The organism is Roseitalea sp. MMSF_3546 (assembly GCF_030732865.1).
GTDB lineage: Bacteria > Pseudomonadota > Alphaproteobacteria > Rhizobiales > Rhizobiaceae > Roseitalea.
Genome location: NZ_JASHKB010000020.1, coordinates 14,013 through 31,856, shown reverse-complemented (window position 1 = coordinate 31,856; position 17,844 = coordinate 14,013). Strand labels below are relative to the sequence as shown.

16 protein-coding genes and 1 riboswitch are annotated in these 17,844 nt (G+C 67.0%); of the genes, 8 read left to right on the top strand and 8 right to left on the bottom strand.

Going from position 1 to position 17,844, the window contains the following annotated elements:
- The first annotated feature begins 18 nt into the window (after nucleotides 1-18).
- A complete protein-coding gene (locus tag RBB34_RS14815) occupies nucleotides 19-228 on the top strand; it encodes a cold-shock protein (RefSeq protein ID WP_306120008.1) in 210 nt (69 codons plus the stop codon).
- Between the two features lie 84 nt (nucleotides 229-312).
- Here RBB34_RS14815 and RBB34_RS14810 read toward each other — a convergent pair whose 3' ends face one another.
- Together RBB34_RS14810 and RBB34_RS14805 are read right to left on the bottom strand one after the other, a co-directional pair.
- Nucleotides 313-540, bottom strand: a complete 228-nt coding sequence (locus tag RBB34_RS14810; RefSeq protein WP_306120007.1) for a hypothetical protein — start codon at nucleotides 538-540, stop codon at nucleotides 313-315.
- A 151-nt stretch (nucleotides 541-691) separates the two neighbouring features.
- Complete coding sequence (locus RBB34_RS14805; protein WP_306120006.1) at nucleotides 692-1,411, bottom strand: hypothetical protein; 720 nt, start codon at nucleotides 1,409-1,411, stop codon at nucleotides 692-694.
- Nucleotides 1,412-1,463: 52 nt separating this feature from the next.
- Between RBB34_RS14805 and RBB34_RS14800 the strand changes: the two genes are divergently transcribed.
- Nucleotides 1,464-2,159 carry a helix-turn-helix transcriptional regulator gene (locus RBB34_RS14800; protein ID WP_306120052.1) on the top strand — a complete coding sequence of 232 codons (696 nt, stop codon included), beginning with the start codon at nucleotides 1,464-1,466 and terminating at the stop codon, nucleotides 2,157-2,159.
- Between the two features lie 97 nt (nucleotides 2,160-2,256).
- Here the strand turns inward: RBB34_RS14800 and RBB34_RS14795 are convergent, their stop codons facing one another.
- Nucleotides 2,257-3,927: a lysine--tRNA ligase gene (locus RBB34_RS14795; protein ID WP_306120005.1), complete on the bottom strand. Its 1,671-nt coding sequence runs from the start codon at nucleotides 3,925-3,927 to the stop codon at nucleotides 2,257-2,259.
- A gap of 148 nt (nucleotides 3,928-4,075) precedes the next feature.
- On the opposite strand from RBB34_RS14795, the gene RBB34_RS14790 reads away from it, so the two are divergent.
- Together RBB34_RS14790 and RBB34_RS14785 are read left to right on the top strand one after the other, a co-directional pair.
- A complete protein-coding gene (locus RBB34_RS14790; RefSeq protein ID WP_306120004.1) occupies nucleotides 4,076-4,495 on the top strand; it encodes a tellurite resistance TerB family protein in 420 nt (139 codons plus the stop codon).
- A 99-nt stretch (nucleotides 4,496-4,594) separates the two neighbouring features.
- Nucleotides 4,595-5,395, top strand: a complete 801-nt coding sequence (locus tag RBB34_RS14785; protein ID WP_306120003.1) for a sterol desaturase family protein — start codon at nucleotides 4,595-4,597, stop codon at nucleotides 5,393-5,395.
- A gap of 7 nt (nucleotides 5,396-5,402) precedes the next feature.
- Here the strand turns inward: RBB34_RS14785 and RBB34_RS14780 are convergent, their stop codons facing one another.
- Nucleotides 5,403-6,260 carry a transporter substrate-binding domain-containing protein gene (locus tag RBB34_RS14780; protein ID WP_306120002.1) on the bottom strand — a complete coding sequence of 286 codons (858 nt, stop codon included), beginning with the start codon at nucleotides 6,258-6,260 and terminating at the stop codon, nucleotides 5,403-5,405.
- A gap of 121 nt (nucleotides 6,261-6,381) precedes the next feature.
- Between RBB34_RS14780 and RBB34_RS14775 the strand changes: the two genes are divergently transcribed.
- Both RBB34_RS14775 and RBB34_RS14770 read left to right on the top strand, forming a co-directional pair.
- Nucleotides 6,382-8,388 (top strand): glycosyltransferase, encoded by a 2,007-nt coding sequence (locus RBB34_RS14775; protein WP_306120001.1) that lies wholly within the window; start codon nucleotides 6,382-6,384, stop codon nucleotides 8,386-8,388.
- A gap of 105 nt (nucleotides 8,389-8,493) precedes the next feature.
- Nucleotides 8,494-9,315: an ion transporter gene (locus RBB34_RS14770; protein WP_306120000.1), complete on the top strand. Its 822-nt coding sequence runs from the start codon at nucleotides 8,494-8,496 to the stop codon at nucleotides 9,313-9,315.
- On the opposite strand, the gene RBB34_RS14765 is transcribed toward RBB34_RS14770, so the two are convergent.
- Nucleotides 9,287-10,384, bottom strand: coding sequence for a 2'-deoxycytidine 5'-triphosphate deaminase (locus RBB34_RS14765; protein ID WP_306119999.1), 1,098 nt, complete (start codon nucleotides 10,382-10,384; stop codon nucleotides 9,287-9,289). The genes RBB34_RS14770 and RBB34_RS14765 overlap by 29 nt on opposite strands.
- A 56-nt stretch (nucleotides 10,385-10,440) precedes the next feature.
- Nucleotides 10,441-10,518, top strand: a riboswitch (SAM riboswitch).
- 66 nt (nucleotides 10,519-10,584) lie between these two features.
- Here RBB34_RS14765 and RBB34_RS14760 point away from each other — a divergent pair.
- Entirely contained in the window at nucleotides 10,585-11,775 is a 1,191-nt protein-coding gene (locus RBB34_RS14760) for an O-succinylhomoserine sulfhydrylase (protein WP_306119998.1), read from the top strand.
- On the opposite strand, the gene RBB34_RS14755 is transcribed toward RBB34_RS14760, so the two are convergent.
- A complete protein-coding gene (locus tag RBB34_RS14755; RefSeq protein WP_306119997.1) occupies nucleotides 11,758-12,363 on the bottom strand; it encodes a CDP-alcohol phosphatidyltransferase family protein in 606 nt (201 codons plus the stop codon). The two genes, RBB34_RS14760 and RBB34_RS14755, sit on opposite strands and share 18 nt — an antisense overlap.
- A 149-nt stretch (nucleotides 12,364-12,512) precedes the next feature.
- On the opposite strand from RBB34_RS14755, the gene apaG reads away from it, so the two are divergent.
- A complete protein-coding gene (apaG, locus tag RBB34_RS14750; protein WP_306119996.1) occupies nucleotides 12,513-12,905 on the top strand; it encodes a Co2+/Mg2+ efflux protein ApaG in 393 nt (130 codons plus the stop codon).
- A gap of 16 nt (nucleotides 12,906-12,921) precedes the next feature.
- Here the strand turns inward: apaG and RBB34_RS14745 are convergent, their stop codons facing one another.
- Together RBB34_RS14745 and RBB34_RS14740 are read right to left on the bottom strand one after the other, a co-directional pair.
- Nucleotides 12,922-16,356 (bottom strand): efflux RND transporter permease subunit, encoded by a 3,435-nt coding sequence (locus RBB34_RS14745; RefSeq protein ID WP_306119995.1) that lies wholly within the window; start codon nucleotides 16,354-16,356, stop codon nucleotides 12,922-12,924.
- A gap of 3 nt (nucleotides 16,357-16,359) precedes the next feature.
- Entirely contained in the window at nucleotides 16,360-17,775 is a 1,416-nt protein-coding gene (locus tag RBB34_RS14740) for an efflux RND transporter periplasmic adaptor subunit (protein ID WP_306119994.1), read from the bottom strand.
- Between the last annotated feature and the right edge of the window lie 69 nt (nucleotides 17,776-17,844).

Here is a 17,844-nt window from a genome sequence, read left to right as displayed (position 1 = left end):
TCTTGAAAGGACACGACCATGGCAAACGGAACCGTGAAGTGGTTCAATACCACGAAAGGGTACGGGTTCATTGCGCCCGAAGATGGCGGGAAGGATGTGTTCGTGCACATCTCCGCGGTGCAGCGCTCGGGGATGGAGACCCTGACCGAGGGCCAGCAGGTTTCCTACGAACTCGTCACCGACAAGCGCACCGGCAAGATGGCGGCCGGCAATCTCGCGGCCGGCTGATCGAACCGGCCATGACCACCATGCGCCGGCGCTGTCAGCGCCGGCGTCTTTCGTTCCGCGCGCCTCGCACGCGGACGCGGCCGATCACCGCCGGTGGCGGCGGCCCTGCCGATCCTTGCGATAGGCGGGCAGTCCTTCGAAATTCGGCCTGACCCGCTGCTCCCGAAGCCGGCGCTCATCCAGGGCAAGCTGGAAATGACGGGTGATCATGGCAAGGAACGTGGCGGCGCTGAAGGCGATCATCCAGTCCAGACCGGCAAGCAGCCCCAGAATGTTGAAAAGGGCGAAGTCGACAAAGAAATTGCTGCTCATCGCGCATCTCCATGGCTCCTGCACAGCGCCAATGGCCGCGATCGGGCTCGGCGCGGCGCGATATTCACCCGAAGTAGTAGGGTCGACCCGCTTGACAAGTCGGTAGCGGCCGTTTCCGGCAAACGCGCATCGCGGCTCGCGGCCGGCGCCGTCAGTTGCGAAGCTGCAACACGTCCAGCAGCAGCACAAGCAATGCGCCCATCGAGAACAGGAAGGCGGTGCGCAGCATGGCGTATTTCGACAGAAGAATGCGCGAGACAGCCGAATTGCTCAACGATACGGACTGGACGAGCTGAGAGACCTCGGCGGTCTGCATGAAGCGGATGAATTCGGCATTCATCGCGGGACTGGAGGCAAGGGCAGGCCACGACCATCGGTCCCGGCGGGCCATGTCGGCGCGCTGGTCGCGGGCGGGATAGCGCGGGATGACTGCCAGGAGGCAGAAGAAAAGGCCGGCAAAGCCGAGCACGAAAAAGCCGACATGCAGCCAGTTCGCCACGTCGAAGCTGCCCGGCGCGATGGGGCCACGAAACAGCATCACGCCGATCAGCGTGACAAGGGCAATGGCCTTGGCGTCGGCGAACTGGACCTGGGTGAGCAGCGCCTGATGCTGGGCGAACAGATACTGCGTGCGGATGCGACTGATGTAATTGACATTCAGCCCCTCATTTCCGGCGAGCGGCCTATCGAGGTCGACGTGCTCGATTTCCGGGATCACGTCAGTGCGCTGGTCCATCGCCTCGTCCCCCGACGGCAGAGCGAACGCGCTCCATATCACGCGAAATCGCACCAACGTCCAGTGGTTGAAGCGCGGCAACGGCAAATTTCCCGGCCAGGCCGACGCCCGTCGGTCTTTCGCCTTGCGAACCATTGACCGGCGAGGTATTTTTTCCTTTGAGATGTCACACATTCGCAACCGCACCGTGCTGTCGCATGAGCGCGTGTGGGCCGCCATCGACAGGCTCGCCGCTCTCAACGATCTGACACCATCGGGCCTTGCCAAGCGCGCCGGGCTGGATTCGACGACCTTCAACAAGTCCAAGCGCTTTGCCGCCGATGGGCGCGCGCGCTGGCCGTCGACGGAATCCCTCGCCAAGGCACTGGCCGCAACCGGCATGTCGTTCGACGAGTTCACCGCATTGCTGGGCACGTCCGGCAGTGAACGGCGCGCGGCGGCGCAGGCAATTGCGGGCTTTTCCGAGCCCGGCGCGACGGCCTACGCGGCGCCGGTGCGGCAGATCCCGGTGCTCGGGCTGGTCCAGGCCGGGGCGGGCGGCTATTTCGACGATGCGGGCTTTCCCGTCGGCGAGGGCTGGGATCACGTGCAGTTCCCCGACGCGGACATGGGTGAACATGTCTATGCGCTGGAGATCACCGGCGATTCCATGGAACCGCTGTATCGCGACGGCGACACGATCATCGTCGCGCCGACCGCATCGATCCGCCGCGGCGACCGCGTGGTGGTCAAGACGCGCGACGGCGAGGTGATGGCCAAGATATTGAAGCGACGCACGGCGGAGACGATCGAACTGTCCTCGGCCAACCCCGATTTCGCCGACCGCAGACTGACGCCTGCCGATATCGAGTGGATGGCACGGATCCTGTGGGCAAGCCAGTAGCGGGGCGCCATCGTCGCTCGCCTTGCCCTCGTCCCGCGCCTGTCGCAGGGAAAGGCGAGACCGGCCCGGGGATGCGCCGCGACCGCCAGCCGCCGCCCTATTTCTTGCCGGCCAGTTCGCCTGCCAGCGCCTTTTCGATGAGCGCGCGCGTTTCGTCGACGCCGTAAAGCGCGATGAACGAACCCAGCCGCGGCCCGCGTACCTGGCCCAGAAGGATGCGGTACAGCGCGTTGAACCAGTCGCCGGTGACCGCCGGGCGACCGTCCGGGCTCTTCCGGGCCGGATCCTGATAGCGCGCGAATGCCCGCCCCACATCGAGCAGCGCGTCCTGGATCACGGCAGCGTCGGCACGGGTCTGGGGCGGCAGCGCGGCCAGGTCTTCGGCGAGCCTTGACAGCGCCTGGCGCTCGGTCTCGTCGGGCGGGTGGAACACCTTGGTGGGGCGCACGAAATCCTCGTAGTAGCGGATCGCATAGCCGGCCAGGGCATCCAGATGCGGATGCGTGTCAGCGGTCACGCCGGGCGTGTAGCGCGAGATGAACCCCCACAGAACGTCGCGATTCTCCGCGTTCGACGCGCTGACCAGATTGAGCAGCATGGCAAACGGCACCGGCATGTCCACCTCGGGCGGGTTGCCCGAATGGATGTGCCAGACCGGGTTGGACAGCCGCTGGGCCGCATCCTGGCGCCGATAGGCGGCCAGGTGCGCATAGTATTCGTCGACGGCCTTGGGGATGACGTCGAAGTACAGCCTTTTTGCCGTACGCGGCTTGCCGAACATGAACAGCGCCAGGCTTTCGGTGGGCGCGTAGGTCAGCCACTCGTCGATGGTCAGCCCGTTGCCCTTGGACTTGGAGATCTTCTCGCCGTTCTCGTCCAGAAACAGCTCATAGACGAAGTGCTCGGGCGGTCGGCCGTCCAGGATCGCGCAGATGCGGTCGTAGATCGCCGCATTGGTCTGGTGGTCCTTGCCGAACATCTCGAAGTCGACACCGAGCGCCGCCCAGCGCATGCCGAAATCGGGCTTCCACTGCAACTTCACCTGCCCGCCGGTGACCGGCAGCGTTGTCTCGGCCCCATCCTCGTCGTCGAAGGTGATCGTGCCTTCGCCCGGATCGACATGCTTTAGCGGCACGTAAAGCACGCGCCCGGTCTTCGGCGAGATCGGCAGGAAGGGCGAATAGGTCGCCTGGCGCTCCTCGCCCAGCGTGGGCAGCATGACCGCCATGATCTCGTCATAGCGCTCGGCCGCGCGCCTGAGCACGGCGTCGAACCGCCCGGACCTGTAGTAGTGCGTTGCGCTCGCAAACTCGTAGTGGAAGCCGAACGCGTCCAAAAAGCGCCGCAGCATCGCGTTGTTGTGGTCGGCAAAGCTCTCGTGGTCGGTCTCGAACGGGTTGGGCACCGCCGTCAGCGGCTTGTGCAGATGCGGCCGGAGCGCCTCGGGGTCGGGCACGCTGTCGGGGATCTTGCGCATGCCGTCCATGTCGTCGGAAAAGCAGATCAGCCGGGTCTTCACCGTCCCGCCGGTCAGCACCTCGAAGGCATGGCGCACCATGGTGGTGCGCGCCACCTCGCCGAAGGTGCCGATATGGGGCAGACCCGACGGGCCATAGCCGGTCTCGAACAGCACGGCTTCGGGGTAGCCGGTCTTCTCGTAGCGCCTGACGATCTTGCGCGCTTCCTCGAACGGCCAGGCCCTGGCGGTCTGCGCCGCCGATACCAGGTCGGCGTCGAATTCGATGGCAGGCTGTGTCGCAGCGCTCATGGCGTGTCCTCGGGCATGGCTCAAGGCCGGTCAGTTAGACCATCGCCGACCGGTTGGAAAGGGTCTGGCCACGCGCCGACGCCGCGCTTGCGCGGGCGCGGTTGCCGCAATAGACAACGCCCAATACGTCGGGGCAAAGGACGATTCAATGGCAAAGCTCGATGAAGCGCGCGCGCTGATCTACATCATGGTCACCATGGCCGCCGCGGACGCGCAGCTGTCGGACCGCGAACTCAATCGGATCGGCTCGATCACCGATACGCTGCCCATCTTCGAGGGCATCGACCGCGACGTGCTGGTCGAGCAGGCGAATGCATGCTGCGCGATCCTGCGCGAGGAGGACGGGCTCGACACGATCCTGACGCTGGTGCACGACACGATCCCGCTGCGCCTTTACGAGACCGCCTATGCCGTCGCCGTCGAAGTCGCCGCAGCGGATCTGCATGTCGAGCAGGAGGAGCTTCGTTTCCTGCAGATGCTGCGCGATGCCCTCGACATCGACGCGCTGGTGATCGCGGCGATCGAGCGCTCGGCGCGGGTGCGTTTCCGGCTGCCCTCGGCGCGCTGATCCTCACGACATTGTGGCATCGTGGCACGTTGACGGTCGGGCCGGCCGGGGCCATTTGACGGGCAGCACAAAAGCGAGTGCGCGCTTGCGCGTCTTGTCATGGAATACGAACCGTTCATCCGTTTCGGCGCCTTCGTCGCCATCTTCGCCGCCATGGCGGCGTTCGAGCTCGCCTCGCCGCGGCTCGAACGGGCCGAGATGGCCGGCGCGTTGCGCACACGCCGCTGGGTCGTCAACCTGTCCATGGTCGTCATCTCGTCGGTCTGCCTGCGGATCCTCTTTCCCGCCGCGGCAGTCGGCACGGCGATCTACGCCAACGCGCAGGGCTGGGGCCTGTTCAACTGGGCCGGCGTGCCGCCGGTCCTGGGCGGGCTGATCGCCTTCGTCGTGCTCGATTTCGCGGTCTGGCTCGAACATGTGGTCAGCCACCGCTGGCCGCTTCTGTGGCGCATTCACCGCATGCACCATTCCGACCAGGGCTTCGATCTGACGACCGCGCTGCGCTTTCATCCGCTGGAGATCGTCATCTCGATGGTCTGGAAGGCAGCCGTGATCGTCGCGCTCGGGGCGCCGGTGATCGCGGTGCTGATCTTCGAGATCGTGCTCAACGGCATGGCGATGTTCAACCATGCCAATGCGCGCCTGCCCGAACGCCTCGATGCGGTGCTGCGCCGGATCATCGTCACTCCGGACATGCATCGGGTGCACCATTCCGCCGTGCGCGAGGAAACCGACAGCAATTACGGTTTCAATTTCTCGATCTGGGACCGGATGCTGGGCACCTATATCGCCCAGCCGGCGGCGGGCCATGACGGCATGCGGATCGGTCTTGAGCAATATGACGGCCCGCAGACGTCCAATCTGGGCTGGGCGCTGATCCTTCCTTTCCGCAAGTCGTAAGGGCGCTTCAACGGCCGTAGGGGTCGACGGGGAAATAGCGCGTGTAGATCTCGTCGTAAACGCCATTGCCCTCGATCGCCTTGAGCGCGGCGTTGATCGCATCCAGCAGGAGACGGTCTTCGGGGCGCGTGACCGCGACCATGCCAAGGCCCAGGAAATGGTGCGACAGATAGGGGCCCGAGACGAACTGGCAGCAGGCTTCCGAGACGGGCGCGGCCAGCCAGAACGACAGCGTGACGCCATCGCCGAAGATGAAATCGGCATCGCCGCCCGTCAGCGCGTCATAGACCTCGATGATCTCGGGCCGCGCGACCGGCTCGGCACCGGGAAAGAAGGCCGCGAGCATGGCCTGGTGCGCCGAGCCCGCCACAACGGCGACGCGGCTGCCATTGACGATCTCCGCAAAACCTTCGTCGGCAATGGCGGCGCCGCGACGGCCGACGAAACGCGCCGGAAAGCGGAAATAGGGTTCGGACACACCGAAGCGGGCGCGCAACTCCGCGCCCGGCGTGCTGCCGGCCAGGATCACGTCGCCGCGTTCGGCCTCCAGCGCGCCTTCCAGTTCGTCCCACGGCATGGCCTGGATCTCGCAGCGTTCGGTCGCGTCCAGGTGATCGCAGATGGCGCGTGCCAGATCGACATTGAAGCCGGTCGGCCGGCGGGTGGCATCGGCGAAATTGAAGGGCGGAAAGTCCAGGCTCGTCAGAAACCGCAGCCGGCCAACGCCCGACAGGTCCGGCAGCACGGTCCGGTAGCCAGGGTCCCAAAGGCGCGGCGGCTCGGCGCGCGCGCCGGGTGCGGCCGCCAGCAACAAAAGCCCTGCAAGCAGGCAAAAGCGTGCAAGTTCATCGCAAAAACGCATCATGCGCGATCGAAAGCCGGCTGCTTCGTCTTGACAGATGGCATGGTTGGCGCCCTCAATTCGGCTTGGCGTCCTGGTGCTGCCGATCTGGCACCTGCGTCAGCGGTGCTGGGTGGAGTCTTGCGTGTCATCGGTTTCTCAAAGCTCAGGCGTGCGTGGCGCCGGACCTGCCAGCAGCTTTCCGGCCGGCGATCCCGATGCCTTCGACCGGCCCGCCACTTCCGGACCTGTCTATAATCGTGCCAGCGGGCAAGGCAAGCGGGCGTTCATCGGCAGCGCGCCGATCGGCGGCACCCGGCGCAAGGCGCGCGGGGACGCGTTGCCCGATCTGTGTCCAAGCTGCGCGTTCCTGGCCGGCTACGGCTTTGCCGTCCGGCTGCTCGCGCGGGCGACACGCATGGCGGCCGAAAACGGCACCAGCGCCGGCGCGGAGCTCATGGCCCATGGCGCGATCACCGAGGATGCCTACTACTCGGCGCTGGCCGACCATCTCGGCGTGCCTTTCCTGGAGCCGGGCGACATCGCCGCGATCATGGCCGAACGATCCGGACCGCCCGATCTCAACGCGCCGCTCGTCTGGTGCCGGCTGACGAACGGTGACGCCCGCGCCGTGGCGGCGCCCGACCCGCGCGCCGTGCCGGCCATCGAGGCGATGGTCGCAAAGGGGCGCGACATGCAGCGCATCGCCATCGCCACGCCGCGGGCTCTGCGGGCGCTGACCGAGCGGCAGTTCCGCCCCGCTTTGCTCGACCAGGCCATCCATTCGCTGGCCTTCAGGAAGCCGGCCATGTCGGCCCGTTCGGGGGCGCGCTTCTGGCAGGGCTTCGCGGTCGCCGCCGGAGCGGCCGCCACCGGGCTCGCCTTCTGGCTCGCGCCCGGTCCGGCCGCGCTCGTGCTGCATCTGGCCATGTCGGCCTTCTTCTTCGGCTGCGTTGCGCTGCGGGTCGCCGCCGCGACGGGATTCGAGCCGCAGGAGCAAAGGCCGCTCGCCATGCTCCACGCGCGCGGGCGACCGCGCTATTCGGTGCTGGTGTGCCTTTACCGGGAGGCCGATGTCGTTCACGACCTGATCGTCAGCCTCAAGCGGCTGAACTGGCCCAGGTCCAAACTGCAGGTGCTGCTGATCTGCGAGGCCGACGACGAGCCGACGCTCGCCGCGCTCGAGGCGGCCGACCTGCCGCCGGTCTTCACCATCGTCAGGGTGCCGAAGGCGACGCCGCGCACCAAACCCAAGGCGCTCAACTACGCCCTGGCCTTCGCGCGCGGCGATCTGATCACCGTCTACGACGCCGAGGACCGCCCGCATCCGGACCAGCTCGAGGAGGCGTGGCAGACCTTCGATGCCAGCGAAACGCGTGTCGCCTGCCTGCAGGCGCCGCTCGTCAAGGCCAATGCGGGGCGCAACGCGCTGACCGCGCTGTTCCATCTCGAATATGCAGGGCTGTTTCACGGCATGCTGCCCTGGTTGGCGCGGAACGGCTGTCCGATCATGCTGGGCGGCACGTCCAACCATTTCAGACGCCGGGCGCTCGACCAGGTCGGCGGCTGGGACCCGTTCAACGTCACCGAGGATGCCGATCTGGGCCTGAGGCTTTGGCGGCACGGCTATCGCACCGGCGTGTTGACCCGGCCGACGCTGGAGGACGCGCCGCATACGATGAGCACCTGGCTGCCGCAGCGCACCCGCTGGCTCAAGGGCTGGATGCAGACGCTTGTCGTGCACACGCGCGAGCCGATGCAGCTTTACCGCAACATGGGGGTGAAGGCCTTCGTCGTCACCCAGGTCCTGCTGCTGGGGACGCTGGTTTCTGCGCTGCTGCATCCGCTCATCCTGGTCAACGCGATCGCGATTGGCGTGTGGATGCTCGTCCAGTCCCCGCACGATGTCTATCTCGGCGCGATGGCCTGGCTCGACTGGGGGATGATCCTTACCAGCTATCTCGCCTTCGGCACGCTTTGCTGGCGGGCGACGAACCCGCCCGAACGGGCCATCGTCGGCTGGCGCGTCGCGCTCGTGCCGCTTTACTGGCTGATCCAGTCGCTGGCGGCATGGCGCGCGGTCGGCCATCTGCTGCTCAAGCCGTTCCACTGGGAAAAGACGCCGCACGGCGCCCATCAGGGCCGCTACTGACACCGGCCCGACCGCATGGCTCCCGGTCGCCGGCGGCCACGCTTTCATTCGCCGCGGCACCGCATATATATGGCGGACGCCGCCTCGATCCGTGAACGGTGCCGCATGGAACGCCTGAAGACACTCGTGGAAAGCCAGCGCTTCGAGCGCGCGATCATCGCGCTGATCGTCATCAACGCGGTCACGCTGGGACTCGAGACCTCCAAGCCGGTCATGGAGGCCGTCGGCCCATTGCTGCTGACGATCGACACGCTGATCCTGGGCGTGTTCGTGGTCGAACTGGCGATGAAGTTCGCCGTCTATCGCCTCGACTTCTTTCGCAGTCCGTGGCGCGTCTTCGACCTGATCATCGTGTCGATCGCGCTGATCCCGGCGGCGGGTCCATTCTCGGTGCTGCGCGCGCTGCGCATCCTGCGCGTGCTGCGTCTGATCAGCGCCGTGCCCTCGATGCGGCGGGTCGTCGGCGGGCTTCTGACCGCCCTGCCCGGGCTCGGCTCGATCGTGCTGCTTCTGCTTCTGGTCTTCTATGTCTTCTCGGTGATGGCGACCAAGCTGTTCGGCGGCACGTTCCCGCAATGGTTCGGCTCGATCCCCGCTTCGGCCTATTCGCTGTTCCAGATCATGACGCTGGAAAGCTGGTCGATGGGCATCGTGCGCCCGGTCATGGACGCCTTCCCCTGGGCCTGGGCGTTCTTCATCCCGTTCATCGCGGCAACCACGTTCACGGTGCTCAACCTGTTCATCGGCGTCGTCGTTTCGGCCATGCAGGCCGAGCACGACGCGCAGGCGGCCGACGAGCGCGAGACGCTGCACAACGACCAGACGATGATCCTGGAGGAGCTGCGCGCCCTGCGCGAGGAGGTGCGCGCCCTGCGGTCCGAGCGCGAGCCGGGCGCGGTCAAGCGCGGAAGTGCTTCGACAGCTTGAGGCCCTGAGCCTGATAGTTCGACTTCAGCTCGGCCCCATAGAGCGCGCGCGGCCGCGCGGCCATGCGCTCATAAACCAGGCGACCGACGATCTGGCCGTCTTCGAGCACGAAGGGCACCTCATGGCTGCGCACCTCGAGCACGGCGCGGCTGCCCATGCCGCCGGCGGCCCAGTGGCCGAAGCCGGGGTCGAAGAAGCCGGCATAGTGCACCCGGAACTCGCCCACGAGCGGGTCGAACGGCGTCATCTCGGCGGCGTAGAGCGGGGGCACATGCACCGCCTGGCGGCTCACCAGGATGTAGAATTCGTCCGGATCGAGGATCAGTTCGGCTCTGTCGCGCACGCGCACCGGTTCCCAGAAGTCGAGCACGTCATGGGCGGCGGGCTTGTCGACATCGACGAGCCCGGTGTGGCGCTTGCCGCGATAGCCGACAAGGCCTTCGCCATCGCCGGACAGGTCGACCGACAGCGCGACGCCGCTTTCGGCGATGGACGGCGCGTCGTCGGCGACCAGCGTTTCGGCCGCGTGCAGGGCGCGCAGTTCGGCCGCATCGAGCATGGCCTGGCCGCGCCGGAAGCGGATCTGCGACAGGCGCGAGCCGGTGCGCACGACGATCGGAAAGGTGCGCGGGCTGATCTCCAGATAGAGCGGGCCGGCATAGCCGGGCGGCACATGGTCGAACTCGACCGCCTGGTCTGCGATCACGCGGGTGAAGATGTCGAGCCGGCCGGTCGAGCTCTTGGGGTTGGCCGAGGCGGCGAGATCGTCGGGCAGCGCCAGGGCCTCCAGAAGCGGCACGACATAGACGCAGCCGGTCTCCAGCACCGCGCCGCCGGTCAGGTCGATGCGGTGCAGTTCGTACCGGTCGAGCTTGGCGGACACGGCATGAGCCTTGCCGGGCATGAAGCCGGCGCGCACGCGATAGGCGGTCTCGCCCAGGCGCAGATCGAGGCTCGCCGGCTGGATCTGATCGTCGTCGAGTGAGCGCGGGGCGGCAATGGCGCCCGCAGAAAACAGCGCCTCGATCTCGTGGTCGGCCAGTATGCCGTTTTCGCACTGTTGCGCCATGGCTTCGTTGTGGCGAGCGCCCACGATTGACGCAAGCGCGCCGGCGCCTTATGGACAGGTTTGATCGTGGTGATTTGGCCGGTCGGCTTGCAGCCACGTTAAACAAGTCGCTAAAAGACCGCGGACAGGCCGAGATGCATCGATGGCGTTGACCCGGTTTCATGGCGGCATGGAACCGGGATTTTTGCGCGAGGGATGTGATGGGCAGCGAACGCGAGACATGGGGACCGGCAACGCGCATGGTGCATGAGGGCACCGCGCGCTCGGCGTTCGGCGAGACATCGGAGGCGCTGTTTCTCACCCAGGGCTTCGTCTATGACAGCGCCGAGGCGGCCGAGGCGCGCTTTCTCGGCGAGGAGCCCGGCTTCATCTATTCGCGCTATGCCAACCCGACAGTCGACATGTTCGAAAAACGCATGTGCGCGCTCGAAGGTGCCGAAGCGGCCCGCGCGACGACGTCGGGCATGGCCGCCGTCGCCGCCGCCATGCTCTGCCAACTCCGCGCGGGCGATCACGTGGTGGCCGCGCGCGCGCTGTTCGGCTCCTGCCGCTGGATCGTCGAGAAGCTGCTGCCGCGCTATGGCATCGAAACCACGCTGATCGACGGCACCGATCCGGCCGCCTGGGAGCGGGCGGTCAGGCCGAACACCCGGGTCTTCTTCTTCGAAAGCCCCACCAATCCGACGCTCGAGGTGATCGACATCGCCCATGTGGTCGCCGTGGCGCGTTCGTGCGGCGCGCGCGTGGTGCTCGACAACGTGTTCGCCACGCCGATCTATCAAAAGCCGGTCGAACTGGGTGTCGACATCGTGGTCTATTCGACGACCAAGCACATCGACGGCCAGGGGCGCTGCCTGGGCGGCGTCGTGCTCGGATCGCAGGACTGGATCGACGAGCGGTTGCACGACTATTTCCGCCATACCGGGCCGGGCATGAGCCCGTTCAACGCCTGGGTGATGCTCAAGGGGCTGGAGACGCTGCCGCTGCGCGTGGCGCGCCAGACCGAGAGCGCCGGCCGCATCGCCGATTTCCTGGCCGGGCACGGTGCCGTCTCACGGGTCAATTATCCCGGCCGGCCCGACCATCCGCAGGCCGACATCATCGGCAGGCAGATGAGCGGCGGCTCGACCCTGGTGGCCTTCGATGTCCATGGCGGAAAGCGCGCCGCCTTCGCGCTCGAGAACGCGCTTGAGGTCATCGGCATCTCCAACAATCTGGGCGATGCCAAGAGCCTGATCACCCATCCGGCGACGACCACGCACAAGAACCTTTCGGACGAGGACCGGGCGGAGCTGTCGATCGGCGGCGGCACGCTGCGCCTGTCGGTCGGCCTCGAAGATGCCGACGACCTGATTGCCGATCTGGAACAGGCGCTAGCGCAGCGTCCGTGAGGCCAGGACGATGCGCGAGAGCGCGGTGTAAAGGCAGATTGCCGCAAACACCCAGGCGATCGCCGGGAACCAGGCGGGAAACAGGCACATGAGCACGAATACGGCGATCGTCTCGGTGGCCTCGGCCAGTCCGGTGGTGAAGAAGATCGACTTGTCGCCATGGCGTTCGGACGTCAGTCCGTGCCGCTCGGCCATGATGGCATAGGCTAGAAAGCTTGCCCCGTTGACATAGAACGACAGCACCAGAACCGCGCCGGGGACCGCATTGGCGGCCGGATCGGCGAAGACGAAGCCGACCGGGATGGCGCCGTAGAAGGCGAAGTCGAGCACGATGTCGAGATAGCCGCCATAATCGGTCTTGCCGCGAAGGCGCGCCAGCGGCCCGTCCAGCCCGTCGCAGAGCCGGCTCGCCAGCACCAGGACAAGGCCGAGCCAGAACCAGTGCAGCGCGATCGCCGCGGCCGCACAAAGGCCAATCACCAGGCCGGCAATGGTGACCTGATTGGCGGTGATGCCGGCACGCGCCAGATGGGCCGCCAGCCGGTTCATGGCGGGATCGATCTTCGGGCGCAGGGCAGCGTCGAGCATGGTGCGTGCTCACTTGGATCGGACGCAGTTCAGATAGGCCAGACGAGCCCGCAAGTCAGCGCCGGCTTTCACGGTGCTGCCATCAATACCGCTCACTTTCGCGTGGCTCGCCGCCTTGCGCGCGCATCGGGTTTGGATACTCTGGAACCATGTATCGCGAGACGACAGACGGGATCGAAATCACCGTGCGGCCGGATTTCCTCGACCAGGAATCCGATCCGGAGGAAGGCCGCTGGTTCTGGGCCTACACGGTGGTCATCGCCAACCATTCGGCCGACACGGTCCAGCTCGAAAGCCGCTACTGGCGCATCACAAACGCCGTTGGCCAGGTGGAAGAGGTGAGCGGTCCGGGCGTGATCGGCGAAAAGCCCGTGCTGTCGCCCGGCGACAGCTTCCAGTACACCTCCGGCTGCCCGCTCAACACGCCGTCGGGCACGATGGTCGGCCATTACGTGCTGCGCCGGCAGAGCGGCGGCATCGTGCGCGCCCGGGTGCCGGCGTTCTCGCTCGACATCCCCAACGCGGTGCGCACGATCAACTGAGCGGACACCGGCCGGTTCACTCGCCGGGCAGCGCTTGCGGCCCGGTGCGGCGGCGATCGCCATAGATGGCGACCAGTGCACCGCGGACATCATCGCCGATGCCGATGAAGGCCGGCACCAGGAACAGCACCAGAAGCGTTGCCGTGGCCAGGCCGAACACCATGGTGATCGCCATGGGCAGCAGGAACTGCGCCTGCAGCGAGGTCTCGAACAGAAGCGGGATCAGGCCGCCAATGGTGGTCAGCGAGGTCAGCAGAACGGCGCGGAACCGGTCGCAGCTCGCGCCGACCGCCGCGGTGCGGATGTCCTCGCCGCCGCGCAGGCGCTCGTCGAGCCGCGTGACCAGGATGATGGAATCGTTGACCAGGATGCCGGCCAGGCCGAGCAGGCCGATCATCGACAGCATGGTGAGCTGATAGCCCATCAGCCAATGGCCGACCACGGCACCGACCACGCCGAAGGGGATGATGGCCATGACCGCAAAGGGCCGGAAATAGCTGCCGAACACCCAGGCCAGGATGATGTAGATCACGCTGAGCGCGACCAGCGTGCCAAAGCCAAGATCGCGGAAGGCCTCGCGCTGCTCCTGGCTGCGGCCTCCGAAGGCGTATTCGATGCCGTATTGCCGGGCGACGGTGTCGAGCGCGCCCGAACTGACCAGCCGGTCGACGACGCCATCGGTCGTGTTGATCGCCGCGTCGATCTCGCCGGTCACCGAGATCGTCGTCTTGCCGTCCTTGCGCTGGATCGCCGAAAAGCCCTGCTGCTCGCGCATCTCGACCACCTCGGCCAGCGGCACGGCGTTGCCGCCCGGCGCGGTTAGCATCATCGAACGCAGCGCGGCCGTTCCTTCCTGCGCCATCGCCTTGGTGACCCGGATGGCCACCTCGTCGTCGCCGCGCGCAAACCGGCGCGGCACCATGCCCTCGACGGCGTTGCGGACCTGCGTGCCGACCTCGTCGAGCGAGAAGCCGAGCGCGGCGCCGCGCGCGGTCAGCGTCATGACGAGCTCGGGCTTGCCGTAGGGCAGATCGTCCTCGACGCCGGAGACGCCCGGTATGGCGGCGACGATGTTGGTGACGTCGACGGCGGCCTGCTTGAGCACGGCGATGGACTCGCCCCTGAGCTCGACATCGATATCGGCGCCGGGCGGGCCGCCACGCGCCTGGCGGACGGCAAAGCGACGCACGGAAGGCAGTTCGGGCGCCTCGGCCTGCCAGGCACGCACGATCTGGGGCGTGCGCACGCTGCGGCGCTCGGACAGGGTGAGCTGCACCTTGATGCGCGCCAGATTGTCGCCCTGCGACCGCCCCGACGAGCCCAGCGTGACGAACACCGCATCGATCAGTTGCTCGCCATTGTCGGCGGTCAGCCTGTCCTCGGCGCGCTGCAGTGCCAGCTCGAACTGTCGCACCGCCTCGATGGCCTCGGCTTCGGGCGTGCCCGGATGCATGATCACCGAACCGGAGATCGAGTCCGATTCAGGCGAGGGAAAGAAGACGAAACCGACATGGCCGCCGGCGCGAAGGCCCCAGGCAAAGACCATGATCAGGCCGATGGCCATGGCGATCGTCACATAGCGCCAGTTGAACGACAGACCGACCAGATAGGCGAACGGGCCGCGCCGGACCCAGTCGAAGCCGGCATCGAAATTGCGGCGAAACCAGCCATCCTCGGGCAGTTCGTCCGGATCGTAGGGCCGTCGCCGCGCGCCGAAGCCGACGCGCATGGCGTAAAGCGCCAGTTCTACCAGCACCGCAAGCACCAGCGCCAGCGATGCCGCCACCGCACCGAAGACAAGCGGGCTGACGGAAAGGCGCCATTGATCGAGCGCGGCGAGCATGCCCAGCGAGGCCGCCACGCCGCCCTCGCCGCCGGCGCGGGTGAAGAAGGCGGCCAGGAACAGCGTCACGACAAGCGCGACGATGAAGACGCGCCAGTGCGACCAGCGCGGCGCCCGGCGGCCGTCAAGCGCATGGCTGATATGGCCCGGCAGGATGAAGAAGCATTCGACGATGGAGGCGATGGCCACGGCGATGACGACCATCGGCAGGACCGACATGATCTGTCCCATCGTGCCGCCGATCATGAACAGCGGCGCGAAGGTGGCGATGGTGGTGGCGAGCGCGGCGGTGACCGGCGTGAACATCGCGCCGACACCGTTTTCGGCCGCGGTGATCGGGTCGTCGCCCATGGCCAGGCGCGTGTCGGTGTGTTCGCCCACCACGATCGCGTCGTCGACGATCACGCCGAGCATCATGATGAGCGCGAACAGCGAGAACATGTTGATGGTCTCGCCGAAGACATACATCAGCCCGACCGTGGCCAGCAGTGCCACCGGGATGCCCGCCGCGACCCAGACCGCGATGCGCGCGTGCAGGAAGGCGAACAGCACGACCAGCACGATGACGAGCCCGCCAAGGCCGTTCTTGACCAGCAGCATGATGCGCTCGTTGAGCGCGTCCGCGCGCACCTCATAGACCTGCAATTCCAGATTTGCCGGAAGCTGCGGGCGGATCTCGGCCACATAGTCCTGCAGGATCGCGTTGGTGGTCAGCGTGTCGGCGGTGGCGGTCGATTGCACGTCGATCTCGATCGCCGGATAGGTCCTGGAAAACCCCTGAATGGAGCCATCCTCGAAGCCGTCGCGGATCTGGGCGATCTCGCCGAGCAGCACCTTCTCGCCGCTTGCGAAGGACCGGACCTCGACCTCGCCAAGCGCACGCGCCGAGCCGACATCGGCCACGGTTCGCAATTGCCGCTCGATGACGCCGTCGAGATTGCCCGAGGGAAGATCGCGCGAATTGGCCGCGATCGCGCGCGAGACGTCGTCGACCGTCAGATCGAGGCGCCGCAATTCGCGTTCGGGCACGACCACCTGCAATTCGGGATCGCGCATGCCGGTGAACGACACCTTGTCGATGCCGCGCGCGATCAGGTCGTCGCGGATGCGCTTGGCCCACTGGCGCAATGTCGCTTCGCCGACATCGCCGCCGATGGAGATCGAGGCGACGCGGTCGAACCACTGGCCGGTCGTCACTTGCGGATCCTCGTCGCCCTCGGGCAGATTGCCGATGGCGCGCGCGGCCTCCTCGACGTCGGCGACCGCCTGGGTCATGTCCGCGCCCTCGCGGAATTCGAGCCGGATCGAGCCCGATCCCTCGCGGGCGTAGGAGTTCATCTCCTTGACGCCCTCGATGAAGCGCAGGGCCGGTTCGGCGACCGCCAGCACGTTGCGCTCGACATCCTCGGCGCTGGCGCCGGACCAGGCGATGGAGACCGACACAGTATCGGTCTGGATGGTCGGGAAGAACTGCGTGTTGATCCGCGCCAGGGCGAAGATGCCGAACAGGATCATCAGCACCATCAGCAGGTTGGCGGCGTTGTTGTGGCGCAAGAACGCGCCGATCAGGCCGCGTGGCGAGGCATTGTCGGGGGCGCGCGGGGCCACGGCTCAGCCTTCCTCGCCGTCAGCCGCGGGTCGACCGCCGCCGGCCACGGGTCCGTCGCCTTCCGGCGGCGCCTGGCCGGGCACGGTGACCTTCAGACCGTCCTCGACATTGGAAAGCCGCGTGGTCAGCACGCGCTCGCCGTCGACCAGCCCGTGCGAGATGATCGCGTCGGCGCCATCGAAGGCACCGAGCGTCACCTCGCGGCTGTGAAGGGCGCCATCGGCGATGACATAGACGGTGTCGGTGCCATAAAGCGCGGTTTCGGGCACACGCGCCGCATTGCGGTAGAGCCGGTCGGGCACGGCGACCTCGACGAAGGCACCGGGGCGAAGCTGCACCGGCGCATCGGACGGGGCCAGGCGCGCGAAGACGTCGACACCGCCGCGGTCGGCCGCGATGTCCGCGCCGATGCGCGTGACGGTCCCGGTATAGTCGTAATCGACGCCGCCGACGGTCCAGACGATGTCGACCTGGCGGCCGATCAGCGGATCGGTATCGGTGGCGATCCGGCCATACTGGCTGTCGGTGAGGGTAAAGCGCACGTCGAGCGCGGTGTCGTCATAAAGGGCGACGGCGACATCGTTGGCGGCGACGATGCGGCCGACCTCAACGGTCGAGGAGCGCACCACGCCCGAAAAGGGCGCGCGCACCCTCGAGTCCTCGAGATTGCGCCGGGCGCGCTGGACGCCCAGTTGCTGGCGGTCGCGCACGGCGCTCTGCTGCGCGAGCCGGGCCTGCTCGATGGCGATGTTGTTGACGCGCTGGGAGACGGCCTGCTCGCGCTGGGAGACGATGAGCTCGCGATCCTCGACCTGCTTGGCGGTCAGCGTGCCGTTCTCGCTCAGCTGCCGGGCGCGCTCGAGATCGGTGCGGGCCAGGGCCAGTTGCTGCTCGGCGATGTCGCGCTGGGCGCGTTCGGAGGCAAGACGAGCGCGATTTTCGGCGATGGTGGCCTCTGTCTGCGCCAGGTTGGCACGCGCCTCGGCCAGGGCAACCTCGAGATCGAAGGGATCGATGGCGAACAGAACCTCGCCCTGGGCGACGGACTGGCCGGCCGACAGGTCGGGATGGACTTCGGTGACCTCGCCGGAGACCGCCGGGCGAATGTCGATGGCACGGGCCGAGGCCACCTCGCCGTAAAGGCGCACGGTCGGTCGCTGGTCCGCGAGGGCGACGGTCGTCGCGGCGACCGGCAGCGACACCTCGAATTGCGGGCGAGCGGTGCGCTCGGGCGCGGCGGCGATCAGGCGGTTCATGACCACATAGGAGCCGGCGAGAATGGCGAGCATCAGCGCCGCCTGCACGATCGCGCGCGCAAGCGTCACCGACGTTCGCGGGCCGGTGGCCGGAGGCGGCCGGTCGCGATCGCCATCGGTCGTTGCGGCATCGCCACGGGGCTCGTGCAGGGATTTGAGCATGAAGCGAACCTCTCGGCCTCGAAACTAAGGATAGCCGCGGGCGGTACAAGTTAAAGTTTGTCCATTATA